The sequence below is a fragment of the Rhodococcus rhodochrous genome (assembly GCF_900187265.1).
GTDB classification, from domain to species: Bacteria; Actinomycetota; Actinomycetes; order Mycobacteriales; family Mycobacteriaceae; genus Rhodococcus; species Rhodococcus rhodochrous.
On the sequence record NZ_LT906450.1, the window covers coordinates 3,638,494 to 3,656,132 of the forward strand.

Annotated in this window: 13 protein-coding genes; 8 read left to right on the top strand and 5 right to left on the bottom strand. The window is 69.1% G+C overall.

Going from position 1 to position 17,639, the window contains the following annotated elements; all coding sequences use genetic code 11:
- Window position 1: 1 nt before the first annotated feature.
- Window positions 2–409 carry an Lrp/AsnC family transcriptional regulator gene (locus CKW34_RS16740; RefSeq protein WP_229568375.1) on the bottom strand — a complete coding sequence of 136 codons (408 nt, stop codon included), beginning with the start codon at window positions 407–409 and terminating at the stop codon, window positions 2–4.
- Window positions 410–502: 93 nt separating this feature from the next.
- Between CKW34_RS16740 and amaB the strand changes: the two genes are divergently transcribed.
- Complete coding sequence (amaB, locus tag CKW34_RS16745; protein ID WP_059382298.1) at window positions 503–2,008, top strand: L-piperidine-6-carboxylate dehydrogenase; 1,506 nt, start codon at window positions 503–505, stop codon at window positions 2,006–2,008.
- 93 nt (window positions 2,009–2,101) lie between these two features.
- Here the strand turns inward: amaB and CKW34_RS16750 are convergent, their stop codons facing one another.
- Window positions 2,102–2,359, bottom strand: a complete 258-nt coding sequence (locus tag CKW34_RS16750; protein ID WP_059382299.1) for a DUF7218 family protein — start codon at window positions 2,357–2,359, stop codon at window positions 2,102–2,104.
- Between the two features lie 100 nt (window positions 2,360–2,459).
- Here CKW34_RS16750 and CKW34_RS16755 point away from each other — a divergent pair, with 100 nt between their 5' ends.
- From CKW34_RS16755 to CKW34_RS16775, 5 genes are read left to right on the top strand one after another with little or no spacing between them, the layout of a single operon-like run.
- Window positions 2,460–4,007 (top strand): AMP-binding protein, encoded by a 1,548-nt coding sequence (locus CKW34_RS16755; RefSeq protein ID WP_059382300.1) that lies wholly within the window; start codon window positions 2,460–2,462, stop codon window positions 4,005–4,007.
- Window positions 4,004–5,389, top strand: a complete 1,386-nt coding sequence (locus CKW34_RS16760) for an FAD-binding oxidoreductase (RefSeq protein WP_059382301.1) — start codon at window positions 4,004–4,006, stop codon at window positions 5,387–5,389. The genes CKW34_RS16755 and CKW34_RS16760 overlap by 4 nt, the downstream gene beginning before the upstream one ends.
- A gap of 37 nt (window positions 5,390–5,426) precedes the next feature.
- Window positions 5,427–5,987: a hypothetical protein gene (locus CKW34_RS16765; protein WP_059382302.1), complete on the top strand. Its 561-nt coding sequence runs from the start codon at window positions 5,427–5,429 to the stop codon at window positions 5,985–5,987.
- Between the two features lie 51 nt (window positions 5,988–6,038).
- A complete protein-coding gene (locus CKW34_RS16770; RefSeq protein WP_059382303.1) occupies window positions 6,039–10,601 on the top strand; it encodes an ATP-dependent helicase in 4,563 nt (1,520 codons plus the stop codon).
- Between the two features lies 1 nt (window position 10,602).
- The gene (locus CKW34_RS16775) at window positions 10,603–11,403 is read left to right on the top strand and encodes a DNA-formamidopyrimidine glycosylase family protein (protein ID WP_059382304.1); all 801 of its coding nucleotides are present in this window, start codon (window positions 10,603–10,605) and stop codon (window positions 11,401–11,403) included.
- Here CKW34_RS16775 and CKW34_RS16780 read toward each other — a convergent pair.
- The gene (locus tag CKW34_RS16780; protein WP_059382305.1) at window positions 11,373–12,029 is read right to left on the bottom strand and encodes a TetR/AcrR family transcriptional regulator; all 657 of its coding nucleotides are present in this window, start codon (window positions 12,027–12,029) and stop codon (window positions 11,373–11,375) included. The genes CKW34_RS16775 and CKW34_RS16780 overlap by 31 nt on opposite strands.
- Window positions 12,030–12,192: 163 nt before the next feature.
- Between CKW34_RS16780 and CKW34_RS16785 the strand changes: the two genes are divergently transcribed.
- A complete protein-coding gene (locus tag CKW34_RS16785; protein ID WP_059382395.1) occupies window positions 12,193–12,714 on the top strand; it encodes a hypothetical protein in 522 nt (173 codons plus the stop codon).
- A gap of 6 nt (window positions 12,715–12,720) precedes the next feature.
- On the opposite strand, the gene glpD is transcribed toward CKW34_RS16785, so the two are convergent.
- Window positions 12,721–14,451 carry a glycerol-3-phosphate dehydrogenase gene (gene glpD / locus CKW34_RS16790; RefSeq protein ID WP_059382306.1) on the bottom strand — a complete coding sequence of 577 codons (1,731 nt, stop codon included), beginning with the start codon at window positions 14,449–14,451 and terminating at the stop codon, window positions 12,721–12,723.
- Window positions 14,452–14,590: 139 nt separating this feature from the next.
- On the opposite strand from glpD, the gene glpK reads away from it, so the two are divergent.
- A complete protein-coding gene (glpK, locus tag CKW34_RS16795; protein ID WP_059382307.1) occupies window positions 14,591–16,105 on the top strand; it encodes a glycerol kinase GlpK in 1,515 nt (504 codons plus the stop codon).
- A gap of 39 nt (window positions 16,106–16,144) precedes the next feature.
- Here the strand turns inward: glpK and CKW34_RS16800 are convergent, their stop codons facing one another.
- Complete coding sequence (locus tag CKW34_RS16800; protein WP_059382308.1) at window positions 16,145–17,542, bottom strand: NAD(P)H-quinone dehydrogenase; 1,398 nt, start codon at window positions 17,540–17,542, stop codon at window positions 16,145–16,147.
- Window positions 17,543–17,639: the final 97 nt, after the last annotated feature.

Sequence of the window (17,639 nt, forward strand, 5' to 3'; positions counted from 1 at the left end):
CCTATCGTTCGTAAAATGTTTGCAGGACGACGGTGCTGCGGGTCGCGACGTTGGCGGTCGCACGGATCTCCTGCAGCAGCCGTTCGAGAGCGCGAGGAGACTCGACACGTACGAGGAGGATGTAGCTTTCGTCGCCCGCCACCGAGTGACACGATTCGATCGCGGAGATGTGCCGGAGACGGGCCGGTGCGTCGTCGGGTTGCGACGGGTCGAGAGGGGTGATCGCCACGAACGCCGACAACATCAGCCCGAGCGCTTCGGGATCGACGCGCGCACTGTATCCGCGGATCACGTTGCGCGCCTCGAGTCGGCGCACCCGCGACTGCACAGCCGAGACGGACAGTCCTGCCTTCTCGGCGAGCGCCGCGAGCGTCGCGCGACCGTCGGCGACCAGTTCGCGCAGCAGCATCCGATCGATGTCGTCCAGCGACTCCTTCGACGAGTCGTTTCTCGAGGATTCGGGCACCAGCGCAGGGTATCCGAGCAGTAAAGGAGCTCACCGATGAATGCGACCACCGATCTCGCCGATCGCGCGGCGACCGCTCTGAGGCAGTGCGGCGTCGACGCCCTGCCCGACGACGCGGCGCTCGCGGTGACCAGCCCGATCGACGGCAGCGTGATCGGGCACCTCCCGGTCCACTCGGCCGCCGAGGTCGACGCGACGATCACAGCGGCGGCACAGGCCTTCGAACAGTGGCGGGACATCCCCGCTCCGGTGCGCGGCCGCGTGGTGCGAAGGCTCGGCGAGCTTCTCGTCGAACACAAGTCGGATCTCGCCGAACTCGTCACTCTCGAGGCGGGAAAGATCCCGTCGGAGGCCGCAGGCGAGGTGCAGGAGATGATCGACGTCTGCGAGTTCGCCGTCGGTCTGTCGCGACAGCTCTACGGGCGGACGATGCCGTCCGAGCGACCCGGGCACCGCCTCATGGAGATCTGGCATCCGCTCGGCGTGGTGGGCGTGATCTCCGCGTTCAACTTCCCCGTGGCGGTGTGGTCGTGGAACACCGCGATCGCGCTGGTGTGCGGCGACCCGGTGGTGTGGAAGCCGTCGGAGACCACCCCACTCACCGCGCTCGCGTGCGACGCCCTGCTGCGCCGAGCTGCCGCCGAGGTCGGCGCACCCGAAGGACTCCATCACCTTCTGCTCGGCGACCACACGGTGGGTGAAGCGCTCGTCGACGACCCTCGTATCGCGCTGGTCAGTGCGACCGGCTCCACCCGGATGGGGCGGATCGTCGGGCCGCGGGTCGCGGCGCGATTCGGCCGGAGCCTGCTCGAGCTCGGCGGCAACAATGCGGCGATCGTCGCTCCGTCCGCCGATCAGGATCTCGCCGTCCGAGGCGTCGTGTTCGCCGCCGCCGGAACGGCGGGCCAGCGCTGCACGACCCTGCGCCGGCTCATCGTGCACCGGTCGATCGCCGACGAGTTCGTCGAGCGCATCGCGAAGGCGTACTCGGGTCTGCGGGTGGGGAATCCGCTCGACGAGGGCGTCCTGGTGGGTCCGCTCATCTCCGAACGGTCCTACGAGGCGATGACCGCGGCGCTCGACCGTGCACAGACCGACGGGGGCACGCTCGTCGTCGGCGGCGAACGGGTGGAGGTCGCCGGTGGCGGCGTGTACGTCTCGCCCGCGCTGGTCCGGATGCCCGCGCAGACCGAGGTGGTGCGCGAGGAGACCTTCGCCCCGATCCTGTACGTCCTCGTCTACGACGACCTCGACGAGGCGATCGCGTTGCACAACGATGTACCGCAAGGACTCTCGTCGTCGATCTTCACACTCGACCAGCGTGAGGCCGAACTGTTCCTCGCCCGATCCGACTGCGGCATCGCCAATGTCAACATCGGCACCTCGGGTGCCGAGATCGGTGGTGCCTTCGGCGGGGAGAAGCACACCGGCGGTGGGCGCGAATCCGGATCGGATGCGTGGAAGGCGTACATGCGCCGGGCGACGAACACCGTCAACTATTCGACGGATCTGCCACTCGCCCAAGGAGTCGAATTCGGCTGATCCCGAACGACGTTCGCGCGCCGGAACGAGGCTCGCCGCCCCCACAGCAGGGGCGAAGCTCGTTTCGGCGCGCGAACTCGGGGGTCCGGTCGGCTAATGGTTGCGCAGTGCGTCGATCAGTTCGTCCTTCTTCATGTCGGAGTAACCGGTCATGCCCAGTTCCTTCGCACGCTTCTTCAGGTCGTCGACCGTCCAGTCGTCGTAGGAGCCGGACTTGCCGCCTTTCTTCCCGACCTGTGACTTGCCCTCGTTCGCAGCCGCGTTGGAGATCCGGGCCGCCTTCTCCTTCGAGGCGCCGTCCTCGCGGAGCTCCTCGTACATCTTCTCGTTCTTGATCGACGGATTCGGCATCGTCTTCTCCTTCCGTGGTCCTTCCGCACGGGTACCCGACGACACTGCGCCCAATCAGAGGATATGTGGTCTGCACCACATCCTGTGGTAGACCTTGGGCATGTATCCAGGGAACTTCGTCGCCACCACGCCCGACAAACCCGCGATCATCCGCCCCGCCACCGGGGAGTCGCTGACCTATCGCGAACTCGACGAACGCTCGATCCGGCTGGCGAAGTACCTGAGGTCCCTCGGCCTCGAGCGCGGCGATCACATCGCCCTGATCTCGAACAACGACCTGCGGGTCATGGAGGTCTACTGGGCAGCGCTGCGCTCGGGTCTCTACATCACCGTCGTCAATCGGCACCTGACCGCGGCCGAGGCCGCCTACATCGTCGACGACTGCGGCGCGAAGGCCCTCGTCGTATCTGCTCAGGCGGTCGATGCGGTCGACCTGTCCCCCGGCGCCTATCCCGGCGTCACCCACCTGTTGGTGTTCGGCGGGGCGCTGGACGGTTTCGAGGAGTACGAGGCCGCGCTCGCCCCGTTCGACGCGGCACCGCTCGACGACCAGCCGCGCGGCCAGGACATGCTGTACTCGTCGGGCACCACGGGCCGGCCCAAGGGCATCAAGCCGAAGCTTCCGGACGGGCAGGTCCAGGACATCCCCGACCCGTACACCGCGGTCTTCGCCCCGATGTACGGGTTCGACGACAGCACCGTCTACCTGTGCCCCGCGCCGCTGTACCACGCTGCGCCGCTGCGTTTCTGCGGCACGATCCAGTCGGTCGGCGGCACCGTGGTCCTCATGGACCGTTTCGATCCCGAGGAGGCACTCGCGCTCATCGACCGGTACTCGGTCACGGCGAGCCAGTGGGTGCCGACGATGTTCGTCCGGATGCTCAAGCTCCCCGAGGAGACCCGCGCGAAGTACGACGTGTCGAGCATGAAGGTCGCGATCCACGCCGCGGCACCGTGCCCGCCCGAGATCAAGCGCGCGATGATCGAATGGTGGGGACCGGTGATCAACGAGTACTACGCCTCCACCGAGGGCGCCGGTGCGACGTTCATCGACTCCGCACAGGCGCTCGCGCATCCAGGCTCGGTGGGCCGCGACGGAGGCCTGGGCACCGTCCACATCTGCGACGACCAGGGGCAGGAGCTGCCCACCGGATCGATCGGCACGGTGTGGTGGGAACGCGACGAGCGTCCGTTCGAGTACCACAACGACCCGGTGAAGACGGAACAGGCGACGCACCCCGAACATCCGACGTGGACGACCAGCGGGGACATCGGTTATCTGGACGAGGAGCGCTATCTCTACCTCACCGACCGGGCCGCGTTCACGATCATCTCGGGTGGCGTGAACATATACCCACAGGAATCCGAGAACGTCCTCACTCTGCATCCGAAGGTGTTCGACGTCGCGGTGATCGGCGTGCCGAACGAGGAGATGGGTGAGGCGGTCAAGGCCGTCGTGCAGCTCGTCGACGGGGTCGAACCGAGTCCCGAACTCGAGCAGGAACTGCTCGCCTACGTCCGCGACCGCGTGTCGCACTTCAAGGCGCCGCGCAGCATCGACTTCTCCGACGACCTCCCGCGCACCCCCACGGGCAAACTCGTCAAGCACAAGCTCCGTGCGCGCTACGTGGAGCCGGTGCGCGGATGAGCCGCCCGACCACCGACCCGACCCTGGTGCTCGACGAACTTGCCGGGCGGTTGCCCGCCGGCGCGCTGGTCACCGATCCCGACATCCTCGCCGGTTACCGGCAGGACCGCGCGCAGGATCCGGACGCCGCGGTTCCGCTCGCTCTCGTGCGCGCGACGTCCACCGCGGACGTGCAGGCGACACTGCGGTGGGCGAACGCCCACCGGGTGCCGGTGGTGCCCCGCGGTGCCGGCACGAGTCTGTCGGGCGGGTCCGGCGGGCTCGCCGACGGGATCGTGCTCAGCACCGAGAAGATGCGGGCGATCACCGTCGACACCGCGACCCGCACCGCCGTCGTCCAGCCCGGTCTGCTCAACGTCGAGGTGAAGCAGGCCGCGGCCGAACACGGGCTCTGGTATCCGCCGGATCCGTCGTCGTTCGAGATCTGCACGATCGGCGGCAATGCGGCCACCAACGCCGGTGGGTTGTGTTGCGTGAAGTACGGGGTGACGACCGACTACGTGCTCGGACTCGAGGTGGTCCTCGCCGACGGCACCGCGGTGCGGCTCGGCGGCCCTCGGGTCAAGGACGTCGCGGGTTTGTCGCTGACGAAGCTGTTCGTCGGCAGCGAGGGCACCCTCGGGGTCATCACCGAGGTGACCCTGCGGCTCGTCCCACCGCCGCCACCGGCCTCCACGATGGTCGCGACCTTCGCCACCGTGCAGGCCGCCGCCGACGCCGTCGTCGCGATCACCGCGGTCCTGCGCCCGGCGATGCTCGAGTTCATGGACCGGGCGTCGATCGGCGCGGTCGAGGACATGCTGCGCATGGGACTCGACCGCACCACCGAGGCGATGCTCATCGCCCGCTCCGACGCACCCGGCAGCGCGGCCGCGGAGGAGATCGAGATCATGGTGCGGGCGTGCCGCGAAGCCGGTGCCGACGACGTGTTCGCGACCGACGATCCCGAGGAAAGCGAGGCGTTCACCGTCGCCCGTCGCATGGCGATCCCGGCCGTCGAGCGCACCGGCAGTCTGCTGCTCGAGGACGTCGGGGTGCCGATCCCCGCACTGCCGGAACTGGTGAGCGGGATCGCCGATCTCGCAACCGAACACGATGTCACCGTGGCCGTGATCGCCCACGCCGGGGACGGCAACACCCATCCGCTGATCGTCTACGACCCCGCCGACGCGGACATGACGGCGCGAGCACAGGTGGTCTTCGGGAAGATCATGGATCTCGCGATCGAACTCGGCGGCACCATCACCGGGGAGCACGGTGTCGGCCGGCTCAAGAAGGCCTGGCTACCCGATCAGGTGGGGCCGGACGTGATGGCGTTGACCGAGCGGATCAAGGCCGCACTCGACCCGAACGCGATCCTGAATCCCGGCGTGGTGATCTGATGACCCGCACCACATCGACAGCGGTCATAATCGTCGCGTGAACACCCGTGTGCCCCCGTCGACGGCGGCCCTGCCGCTGCGTGAGACCAAGTACCGCGAGCTCGAACAGTATCCCGAGTTCGGCTCGGTCACGGCCTGGCTCCGCGACGTCGTGTCGTCGATCGTGCCCAACGCCCGCATGAGCGAATGCGAGTACTGGTCCGTCGTGTGTCTTCCCGCCGGGGATCCGGACGACCCGCGGAAGCCGCTGGTGTCGGTGCATGCCGGCAACATGGCGGTCGCCGGGGTGTTCCTCGATCTCTCCGACGGGCAGCGGCGCCTCGCCGGTTACGTCCGCGTGTCGGGGGCCGAACTGGAGAAGGCGTCGGGCTCGACCCGCGAGCAACTCGTGGCGGACTCCCCCGACCTCGTGTTCGTCGACGAGGGCTCCGTGGTGTGCGTGGTGTGGAGCGACGAGCCGGCCGTGCGGGAGCAGTTCGAGGCGCTGCCGTGGCGGGCCCCGGCACGGACGCTCGTGACGGAACTGATGCGCTACGGACGCAACTCCTGGGCCGACGATCACTGTCGGCAGATCGCACGGTTCGCATACAGCGACTGATCGGGTTCACGTGCGACGACTGAGTGTGTCGGTCGGCGGGTAGACGATGGGATGGTGACCGACATCCTCGATCGTTTCTCCGCGCCGACCCGGGCGTGGTTCGCCGGGGCATTCGAGTCCCCGACCCCGGCCCAGCTCGGCGCGTGGGATTCGATCTCCTCGGGAGCCCACACACTCGTCGTCGCCCCCACCGGGTCGGGCAAGACCCTGTCGGCGTTCCTGTGGTCGCTCGACCGGCTCTCGTCCACTCCGGCCGACGAGCACGCCGCGCGTGAGCACCGCACCCGCGTCCTGTACGTCTCGCCGCTCAAGGCCCTCGCCGTCGACGTCGAGCGCAATCTGCGCTCCCCGCTCGTCGGCATCACGCAGACCGCGAAACGTCTCGGCCTGACGCCACCCGACATCACCGTCGGTGTGCGTTCCGGCGACACCTCCCAGGCCGATCGTCGCGCCCTGGCGCGCACGCCACCGGACATCCTCATCACGACGCCCGAGTCGCTATTCCTCATGCTCACCTCGTCCGCGCGGGAGAACCTCGTCGGTGTCGAGACGGTGATCGTCGACGAGGTCCACGCGGTGGCGGGGACGAAACGCGGGGCGCATCTCGCGCTGTCGCTCGAGCGTCTCGATCAGCTCCTGCGCGCGCCGGCCCAGCGCATCGGGTTGTCGGCCACCGTGCGACCGCACGAGGAGGTCGGCCGGTTCCTCGCCGGTTCCGCCCCCATCCGGATCGTCGCGCCGCCCTCGGCGAAGACGTGGGATCTCACGGTGCGCGTACCGGTCGAGGACATGACCGAACTCGGGGTCTCCGAACCCGACGAGGAATCGTTCTCCCCATCACCGCAGGCCGGGTCGATCTGGCCGCACGTCGAGGAACAGATCGTCGACCTCATCACCGAGCATCGGTCGACGATCGTGTTCGCCAACTCCCGACGACTGTCCGAGCGTCTCACCGCCCGGCTCAACGAGATCCACGCCGAACGCCTCGGTGAGGATGTGGACCGCGAGAGCGCACCGCCTTCGCAGCTCGGGTCGCCCACCGAGACCAGCGCCGGTGCTGCACCCGTGCTCGCCCGCGCCCATCACGGGTCGGTGAGCAAGGACCAGCGCGCCCTGATCGAGGACGACCTCAAGTCGGGCCGGTTGCGGTGCGTGGTGGCGACGTCGAGTCTCGAACTCGGCATCGACATGGGTGCGGTCGATCTCGTGATCCAGGTCGAGGCTCCGCCCTCGGTCGCCAGCGGTCTGCAACGCGTCGGCCGCGCCGGTCATCAGGTGGGCGAGACCTCGCGCGGCGTGCTGTTCCCCAAGCACCGCACCGATCTCGTGCACTGCGCGGTGACCGTCGAGCGGATGGTCGAGGGGCACATCGAGGCCCTGCAGGTTCCGGCGAATCCGCTGGATGTGCTCGCCCAGCAGACTGTCGCGGCCACGGCCCTCGAACCCGTCGACGTCGACGACTGGTTCGACACGGTGCGGCGCAGCGGGTCGTTCGCGACGCTCTCCCGCGGCGTCTACGAATCCGTGCTCGACCTGCTCGCCGGTCGTTATCCGTCCGACGAGTTCGCCGAGCTCCGTCCCCGCGTGGTGTGGGACCGCACGGCCGGCACACTCACCGGCCGGCCCGGCGCCCAGCGGCTCGCCGTCACTTCCGGCGGCACGATCCCCGATCGCGGTCTGTTCACCGTGTACATGGTCGGCGAGAAGAACACGCGGGTGGGCGAACTCGACGAAGAGATGGTCTACGAGTCGCGGGTGGGCGACGTCTTCGCGCTCGGTGCCACCAGCTGGCGGATCGAGGAGATCACATTCGACCGGGTCCTGGTCTCCCCCGCCTACGGGCGGCCCGGCCGATTGCCCTTCTGGCACGGCGACAGTCAGGGTCGTCCCGCCGAACTCGGTGCCGCGCTCGGCGCCTTCCTCCGCGAGATGGGGCACGCCTCACCGGAGGACGCCGAGACCCGCTGCCGCAAGGGTGGTCTCGACGACTATGCGACCGGCAACCTCATCCGTCTGCTCGACGAGCAACGCACCGCCACCGGGCACCTGCCCACCGACCGCACGCTCGTCGTCGAACGGTTCCGCGACGAACTCGGCGACTGGCGGCTGGTGCTGCACTCGCCGTTCGGGTTGCGGGTGCACGCACCGTGGGCGCTCGCGGTGGGCGCGCGGCTGCTCGAACGCTACGGCGTCGAATCGCATCCCACTCCGTCCGACGACGGCATCATCGTCCGGCTGCCCGACACCGACGACGCCCCACCGGGTTCGGAGATCTTCGTCTTCGACACCGAGGAGATCGACGACATCGTCACCGAGCAGGTCGGTGGCTCCGCATTGTTCGCGTCCCGCTTCCGGGAGTGCGCGGCGCGGGCCCTGCTCCTGCCCCGCCGCAACCCGGGCAAGCGGGCCCCGCTGTGGCAGCAGCGCCAACGGTCGGCGCAGCTGCTCGACGTCGCTCGGCGCTATCCCGACTTCCCCGTCCTGCTCGAGACGGTTCGCGAGTGCCTGCAGGACGTCTACGACCTACCTGCCCTGCGCGACCTGCTCGGCAGCATCGCCCAGCGCAAGATCCGGCTGGTGGAGGTCGAGACCCCCACGGCCTCACCGTTCGCGACGTCGCTGCTGTTCTCCTATGTGGGCGAGTTCCTGTACGAAGGCGACAGCCCGCTCGCCGAACGGCGGGCCGCGGCACTGTCGCTCGACTCGACGCTGCTCGCCGAACTCCTCGGCCGGGTCGAGCTGCGCGAACTGCTCGACGCCGACGTCATCACCGAGGCCGAGCACGAACTGCAACGACTGACCCCGCAGCGACGGGCACGAGACGCCGAGGGCGTCGCCGATCTGTTGCGCCTGCTCGGTCCGCTCACCGACGCCGAACTGCGCGAGCGCACCACCGACGACCCGACGTCGTGGATCGAGGATCTCGAAGCGCAGCGACGCGCGCTGCGTGTCTCGTACGCGGGTGAGTATCGGTGGGTGGCGATCGAGGACGCTTCGCGTCTGCGCGACGCGCTGGGCGTGCCTCTGCCGATCGGCGTTCCGACGGTGTTCGTCGAACCGGTCCCCGACCCGCTCGGCGATCTGATCGCCCGGCACGCCCGCACCCACGGTCCGTTCACCACCGCGCAGGCCGCCGCCCGGTTCGGGCTGGGCACGGCGGTCGTCGAATCCGTCCTCGAGCGACTCGCCTCCGAGAAGCGCGTCACGGCAGGCGAATTCCGCCCCGGTGCGAGCGGTTCGGAATGGTGCGACACGGAGGTGCTCCGGAGGCTGCGGCGCCGGTCGCTCGCCGCCGCCAGGCAGGACGTCGAACCCGTCAGCACCACGACCCTCGGACGATTCCTGCCCGACTGGCACCATCTCGGCACCGGCACGGGCACGAGCGCGCTCTACGGCATCGACGGTGTCCTCACCGTCGTCGAACAGCTCGCCGGCGTACCGGTGCCCGCGAGCGCCCTCGAACCGCTGATCCTCGCTCCACGTGTCCGCGACTACACGCCGACGATGCTCGACGAGCTCACCACGACCGGCGAGGTCCTGTGGTCGGGTGCCGGGTCCATCTCCGGGAAGGACGGTTGGGTGGCGCTGCACCCGGCCGATCTGGCTCCGGTGAGCCTGGCTCCGGTCGACGACATCGAACTCGGGCCGGTGCACCAGGCGATCCTCGAGTCGCTCTCGGGCGGCGGGGCGTTCTTCTTCCGGCAACTCGTCGACGCCGTCACCACCCTCCACACGACGGCGAGCGACACGACGGTCGCCGATGCGCTGTGGGAGCTGGTGTGGAGCGGGCACGTCGCGGGCGACACCCTCGCCCCGCTGCGCGCCCTGATCGGCGACACCTCCCGCGCCAAGCCTGCCCACCGCACCCCGCGCCGGGCGCCGCGTGCCCGGATGTACCGCGCCCGGCCCACCCTGCCGAGCCGCACCGGGCCACCGACCGTCAGCGGGCGCTGGTCGATGCTGCCCGAGCGCGAGACCGACGCGACGGTCCGCGCGCACACCACCGCCGAACTGCTGCTCGAGCGGTACGGCGTGGTCACCCGCGGTGTCGTCGTCGGCGAAGGTGTGCCCGGCGGTTTCGCGACGATGTACAAGGTGCTCAGCCGGTTCGAGGAGACCGGCCGGTGCCGGCGGGGCTATTTCGTCGATTCGCTGGGCGGAGCGCAGTTCTCGACACCGTCGGTCGTCGACCGCCTGCGGTCGTTCTCGGATTCGATCGAGGGTCGGCACTCGGAGACCGCGGCCGTCACCCTCGCGGCGTGCGATCCCGCCAACCCGTACGGTGCGGCGCTGCCGTGGCCGAAATCGTCGGCCAACGACGACGCGCCGCGGCACCGGCCGGGCCGCAAGGCCGGTGGTCTCGTGGTGCTCGTCGACGGGGCGCTCGTACTGTTCGTCGAACGCGGCGGACGCACATTGCTCACCTTCGACGACGATCCGGGCCGGTTGCGCAGCGCATGCGCGTCGCTCGCAGCGACCGTCAAACGCGGAGGTGTCGACAAGATCGTCGTCGAGAAGGTCGACGGTGAGTCGATCCACGGGCACGAGTTCGCCGGATACCTTGCCGAAGCGGGATTCTCGGCGACACCGCGCGGCTACCGGTTGAGGTTCTGACGTGCCCGAGGGAGACACCGTGTTCCGCGCCGCGCACCGCCTCCGGACCGCTCTGGAGGGAAAGGTCCTCACCGAAACCGACTTCCGCGTGCCGCGTTTCGCCACCGCCGATTTCACCGGGTGCACGGTCGAGGAGGTGGTCTCGCGGGGCAAGCACCTGCTCGTCCGCGTCGCCGACGTCTCGATCCATTCGCACCTGAAGATGGAAGGTGAATGGCACGTCTACCCACGTGGAACACGCTGGCGCAAGCCCGGATACAAGGCACGCGTCGTGCTCGGCACCGAGGACGTACAAGCCGTGGGGTTCGAGCTCGGCATCGTCGAGGTACTCGCTCGCGACCGGGAGGACGACGCAGTGGGGCATCTCGGGCCGGATCTGCTCGGCCCCGACTGGGATCCCGAGCGCGCGGCGGCGAATCTCGCGGGCGACCCGAACCGCCCCATCGGGGTGGCCCTGCTCGATCAGCGCATCATGGCCGGCGTCGGCAACGTGTACCGCTCCGAGCTGTGCTTCCTGCGTGGCGTCGATCCGTGGACACCGGTCGCGCAGGCCGGGGATCCTGCGGCGTGGGTCGACCTCGCGCACCGGTTGCTGATCGCGAACCGCGACCGGACGACCCGCATCACCACCGGCGACCGGCGCCCCGGCCGCAATCTGTGGGTCTACGGACGTCGTGGGAAGCCGTGCAGGCGGTGCCGGACTCCGATCCGGTCCGGTGAGATCGGCACCGCGACCGATCCCGAGCGCGTGGTCTACCGGTGCCCGCGATGTCAGCCGCGTCCGGAAGGATCTCCGGCCTGATCGCCCTGCAGGCACGCCGCCCTGCCGGCGTCCTCGACGAGCGCGACACAGTGCCGGACGAGGGTCTCTCGCGACACCGCGAGGTCGCCTTCGAGATATCCCATGAACAGGCTGGTGAGGGCACCGACGACACCCACGGCCACCATGTGGCGCTGCCCCTCGTCGCCGCCCGGCGGTAGCTGGTCGCGGACCAGCGCGACGAAGGCCGGGGCGAGTTCGATACCGCGCCGGCTGATCGCGGGTTCGCGCAACGGAGCGAGGAGGAGCACGCGTCCCTTCGGGGGATCGTCGACCATGAGCTCGACGAACGCCCGCACCGCGGCCTCGGCGCGGCCGGTGGGGGGCGCGGAGAGCACCGCGTCGGCCAGCGCGTCGCGGGCGCGGTCTGCGACACGGGCGTAGACCTCGCGGACGAAGGTGTCGCGGTCGGTGAAGCTCTCGTAGAAGTACCGTTCGGTGAGTTCGGCGGCCCGGCACACGGCCCGGACGTTCGCCGCCGCGCCGTCGGGCGCTCCGAGCAGTTCGACGCCTACGGCGAGGAGACGTTCTCTGCGCAGCCGACGGCGTTCGTCGATGCCGACGCCCGCCCAGCTGCGGCGCGTGGTGTCCACCTTCTCGCTTCCCATCGTCGACTGCATGCCGGCCGAATCCTACTCCGACGAGGAAGAACGACCCGGCGATGTAGTGCAGCCCGAAGGTGACGGAGCGCCACCGTCCCACCGCCGTTTCACCCTGACACGACCTTCCGGTGGACGCGTCACCGGGGACGATGTGTGTCACGCTAGCGAAGTGTCCACACCCTCGTTCCTGTTGACCCAACAGCGCCATCCCCTGTCGCCGAGTTCGGCGGCCTCCCGTATCAGCGCATATGTCTACGGCAACATCCTGGTGCTGGCTGCGCTCGTCCCCATCACGACGTCTCCCGAGTACGTGGGAATCGCCATCGTCCTCGGCACCGCACTGTCGACATTCATCGCCCACGTCTTCGCGGAGACGGTCGCGCAGGCCGTCCGGTCGGGTGAACAACTCACGCGCAGCGAACGCATCGAGGAACTCCGCGACTCCGTTCCCATCCTGTCGTCCGCGGTGTTGCCCTGCCTGATCCTCCTGACGGCCTGGATCGGCTGGCTCGAACCACGCACCGCCCACATCCTCGCCGAGGTCGCGGTGCTCGTCCGTATCGGGTCGACGATCTTCGTCGTGCGCCGGCTCCAGGGCCGCAGACCGACCACCCGGACCGTGGTCACCGCGATCGGCCTCGCTCTGGTCGCCACGGTGGTGGTGATCGTCAAGGTGATTCTCACGCACTGACGCCGGTCAGGTGATCGGCACCGGTTCGAGGATCTCCGGCCGAGCCTCGGGGGCCGCTGCCCTCAGTGCGTCCGCGGATTCGTCGTCGGGTCGGTTCTGCGACTCGATCTCCGCCTCGACGCGCGCCCGATAGGTCGCGACCTCCCGGTCGATCATCGCGTCGTCCCAGCCCAGGACAGGAGCGACCAGCCGGGCCGTCTGCTCCGCGCAGTGCAGGCCGCGGTGCGGGTACTCGATCGAGATGCGGGTCCGGCGCGCCAGCAGGTCCTCGAGGTGCAGAGCGCCCTCGGCGGCCGCCCCGTAGACCACCTCGACCTGCAGGTACTGCGGGGCATCGGTCAGCGGTTCGAGCAGCTCGGGCCGACCCTTCGCGAGGCTCAGCACGTCCTCGACGAGGGAGCCGTAGCGGTCGAGCAGATGCTTGACGCGGTAGGGATGCAGACCGTACTGCTCGGCGAGGTGCATGGTCTGGTTGACCAGCGCGAAGTATCCGTCGGCCCCGACGAGGGGCACCTTCGCGGTGATCGACGATGCGATCCGGGCCGGGATGTCCTCGGCCGCGAGATCTATGGCGTCCTCGGCCATGACGCGGTAGGTCGTGTACTTGCCGCCGGCGACGGCCACGAGCCCGGGTGCCACCCGGGCGACCGCGTGCTCACGCGACAGCTTCGACGTCTCGTCGCTCTCTCCCGCCAGCAACGGTCGCAGACCGGCGTAGACGCCGTCGATGTCGTCGTGGGTGAGCGGGACGACGAGCACGCGGTTGACGTGGTCGAGGATGTAGTCGATGTCGACCTTCGTCGCCGCCGGGTGCGCCAGGTCGAGATTCCAGTCGGTGTCGGTGGTGCCGATGATCCAGTGGTTGCCCCACGGGATGACGAACAGCACCGACTTCTCGGTGCGCAGGATGATCGCCGAGTCGCTGACGATCCGGTCGCGGGGCACGACGATGTGCACGCCCTTCGACGCGCGGACCCGGAATCGGCCGCGTTGCCGCGACAACGACTGGATCTCGTCGGTCCACACACCGGTCGCGTTGATCACCGCGTGCGCCCGTACTTCGGTGACCGAACCGTCCTCGCTGTCGCGCACCCGCACACCCGACACGCGGTCGGCCTCGCGCAGGAAACCGACGACCTGCGTCGAAGTGCGTACGACCGCACCGTAGTGCGCGGCCGTCCGCGCGACGGTCATGGTGTGCCGGGCGTCGTCGACGACCGTGTCGTAGTAGCGGATTCCACCGACGAGCGAATTGCGCTTGAGACCGGGAACCATCCGCAGTGCACCCGACCGGGTCAGGTGCTTCTGCGCCGGAACGGACTTCGCGCCGCCGAGACGGTCGTAGAGGAAGATGCCCGCCGCGACATAGGGCCTCTCCCACACGCGATGGGTGAGCGGGAAGAGGAACTTCAGCGGCCTGACCAGGTGCGGGGCCAGGGTCGTCAATGCGAGTTCGCGCTCGCGCAAGGCTTCCCGCACCAGACCGAATTCGAGCTGTTCGAGATAGCGCAGGCCGCCGTGGAACATCTTCGACGACCGGCTCGACGTACCGGACGCGAAGTCGCGGGCCTCGACGAGCGCGACCCGCAGGCCCCGGGTCGCGGCGTCGAGCGCTGCTCCCGCCCCGACGACGCCACCGCCGATGACGACGACGTCGAACTGTTCGGTGGCGAGACGACGCCAGGCGTCGGCGCGCTGTTGCGGTCCGAGGAGTTGCACACCCGATTGGTTGGTCACCGCACCCGCTCCCGTGAGTCGCCGACGTATCCCGATCAAGGCTAGTAGCTTATCCCGATCAAGGCTAGTAGCTTCGGACCCGCAGCGCGCAGCGGAAGCGTTGCCGAACCGAGCCGTCCCCTTCACCCGAGGACCACCTGTGAACCAGTTCATCGCGGCGATCGACCAGGGCACCACGTCCAGCCGGTGCATCATCTTCGACCACGACGGGCGCATCGTCTCGCTCGCGCAGAAGGAGCACCGCCAGTTCCTCCCGCGGTCGGGATGGGTCGAACACGACCCGGAAGAGCTGTGGCTCAACACCCGTGAGGTGGGCGCCGCGGCACTCGCCAAGGCAGATCTGCGACGCAGCGACATCGCGGCGATCGGTCTGACGAACCAGCGCGAGACCACGGTGGTGTGGGACCGCACCACCGGAAAACCGGTGTACAACGCGATCGTCTGGCAGGACACCCGCACCGACAGGCTCGTCGAGGAACTCGCCGGTGACGCCGGGCCCGACCGTTACCGCGAGGTCACCGGCCTGCCGCTGTCGACCTATTTCGCCGGACCGAAGGTGCGGTGGATCCTCGACAACGTCGACGGTGCCCGCGAGCGCGCCGAGGCCGGCGACCTCGCGTTCGGCACCGTCGACAGCTGGATCCTGTGGAACCTCACCGGCGGTGTCGGCGAGGAGGGCCAGCCACCCGGACTGCACATCACCGATGTGACCAACGCCTCCCGCACACTGCTGATGAATCTCGGGACGCAGCAGTGGGATCCGGAGATCTGCGCCGAACTCGATATCCCGGAGTCGATGCTGCCGGAGATCCACAGCTCGTCGGAGGTGTACGGGCACGCCCGCGAACGTGGACCGCTCGCCGGGGTTCCGATCGCCGGCATCCTCGGCGACCAACAGGCCGCGACCTTCGGTCAGGGCTGCCTGTCCCCCGGCGAAGCGAAGAACACCTACGGCACCGGCAACTTCCTGCTGCTCAACACCGGCACGACCCCGGTCCGCAGCGAGCACGGCCTGATCACCACCGTCTGCTATCGAATCGGCGACGCTCCCGCGGTCTACGCCCTCGAAGGGTCGGTGGCCGTGACCGGTTCGCTCGTGCAGTGGCTGCGCGACAATCTCGGGCTCATCCGGTCCGCCGACGAGATCGAGGCGCTCGCTGCGAGCGTCCCCGACAACGGCGGGGCGTATTTCGTGCCGGCCTTCTCGGGTTTGTTCGCGCCGCGCTGGCGACCCGACGCGCGGGGCGTCATCGCCGGCCTGACACGCTTCGTCGAGAAGGGGCACCTCGCCCGGGCGGCGCTCGAGGCGACGGCCTACCAGACTCGGGAGGTCATCGAGGCGATGAACGCCGACTCCGGCGTCGACCTGCGCACCCTCAAGGTGGACGGCGGCATGGTCGCCAACGATCTGCTCATGCAGTTCCAGTCCGACATCCTCGGTGTGCCGGTCGTACGGCCCACCGTGTCCGAGACCACCGCGCTCGGTGCCGCCTACGCGGCCGGTCTCGCCGTGGGTTTCTGGGAGGACGAGGAGGACATCCGCCGTAACTGGACCGCGGACCGCACGTGGGAACCGGCGATGCCGGTCGACGAGCGCGAGCGCTTGTTCGGCGAATGGAACAAGGCGGTCGAACGCACCTACGACTGGGCCTGAGCAGGGCGGGATCGCCGTCTATCCCGCCCTGTCCGGTGTCTAGTCCAGATCGTCGTGGCGCATCAGCTGGCGGGCGGCCTCGGTGACCGATCCACTCAGCGACGGGTAGACCGAGAAGGTCTGCGCGAGGTCGTTGACCGACAGGTTGTTCTGCACCGCCAACGCGATGGGGAGGATGAGTTCTGACGCGGTCGGCGCAACGACCACACCGCCGATGACCACACCGGTCGCAGGACGGCAGAAGATCTTCACGAAACCGCGTCGCAGACCGGACATCTTGGCGCGCGGGTTGGTGTTGAGCGGGAGCATGACGGTGCGGGCGGGCACCTCGCCCTTGTCGATCGTCGCCTGACTGACACCGACGGCGGCGATCTCGGGTCGCGTGAACACCGCGGCTGCAACGGTTTTCAGCTTGATGGGGCTCACGCCCTCACCGAGCGCGTGGTAGATCGCGATGCGGCCCTGCATGGCCGCGACCGACGCGAGCGGCAGCAGTCCGGTGCAGTCGCCCGCGGCATAGATGCCGGGGACGGCGGTGCGGGAGACGCGGTCGACGGGAAGGTAACCACCCCGGTCGAGTTCGAGTCCGACCTTGTCGAGACCGAGATTGCGAGTGTTGGGCACCGAGCCGACGGTCATCAGCACGTGGCTGCCCTCGACGATGCGGCCGTCGGCGAGGAGCACGCGGACGCCGTCCTCCGTGCGTTCGACCCGGTCGGCGCGGGCGTGCTTGACGAGGGTCACACCACGCTCGGTGAGGACGTCCTCGAGCACGAGAGCCGCGTCCTCGTCCTCGTGCGGCAGGATCCGGTCGCGGCTCGAGACGACGGTGACCCGCACGCCGACCTCGGTGTAGGCGGAGACGAACTCGGCGCCGGTGACGCCCGAACCGACGACGACGAGGTGCTCGGGCAGCTTCTCGAGGTCGTAGAGCTGACGCCAGGTGAGGATCCGCTCACCGTCCGGCTCCGCACCCGGCAGGATGCGCGGGCTCGCGCCGGTCGCGATCAGCACGACGTCGGCGTCGAGCACCTTCTCCTCGCCGGTCAGCAGCTTGGCGCGCACCTGGTGGGCAGCCATGCCGGGCTGCGCGTCGACGAGTTCGCCGTAACCGGAGAACAGCTTCACCCCGGCGGCCTCGAGCTTGGTGCGGATGTCGGCGGACTGCGCGCGGGCCAGGCTCTTCACACGGCCGTGGACCTGAGGCAGCGACACCTCGGCGCGTTCGAGCTCGATGCCCAGGTCGGCGGCGCGGCGCATGTCGGTGCGCACGCCGGTCGAGGCGATGAAGGTCTTGGAAGGGACGCAGTCGAAGAGCACGCAGGCGCCACCGATCCCGTCCGAATCGATCAGTGACACCGTCGCGCCGTACTGGGATGCCACCAGCGCCGCCTCGTATCCTGCGGGGCCGCCGCCGATGATGACGATCCGGGTCATTGTTCTCCTCTGTATCGATTCCGAAGGGTGCCGGGTCGGGCTGCACGTGGGCGCCTGGTGGGCACACACGTCGGTCCTAACGCTATGCCAATGCCCC

Excerpts from the sequence above, each read along its gene's own strand:
- CKW34_RS16740 (WP_229568375.1), bottom strand. The coding sequence starts at position 409 with ATGCTGCTGCGCGAACTGGTCGCCGACGGTCGCGCGACGCTCGCGGCG.
- amaB (WP_059382298.1), top strand. The coding sequence starts at position 503 with ATGAATGCGACCACCGATCTCGCCGATCGCGCGGCGACCGCTCTGAGG.
- CKW34_RS16750 (WP_059382299.1), bottom strand. The coding sequence starts at position 2,359 with ATGCCGAATCCGTCGATCAAGAACGAGAAGATGTACGAGGAGCTCCGC.
- CKW34_RS16755 (WP_059382300.1), top strand. The coding sequence starts at position 2,460 with ATGTATCCAGGGAACTTCGTCGCCACCACGCCCGACAAACCCGCGATC.
- CKW34_RS16760 (WP_059382301.1), top strand. The coding sequence starts at position 4,004 with ATGAGCCGCCCGACCACCGACCCGACCCTGGTGCTCGACGAACTTGCC.
- CKW34_RS16770 (WP_059382303.1), top strand. The coding sequence starts at position 6,039 with ATGGTGACCGACATCCTCGATCGTTTCTCCGCGCCGACCCGGGCGTGG.
- CKW34_RS16780 (WP_059382305.1), bottom strand. The coding sequence starts at position 12,029 with ATGGGAAGCGAGAAGGTGGACACCACGCGCCGCAGCTGGGCGGGCGTC.
- CKW34_RS16800 (WP_059382308.1), bottom strand. The coding sequence starts at position 17,542 with ATGACCCGGATCGTCATCATCGGCGGCGGCCCCGCAGGATACGAGGCG.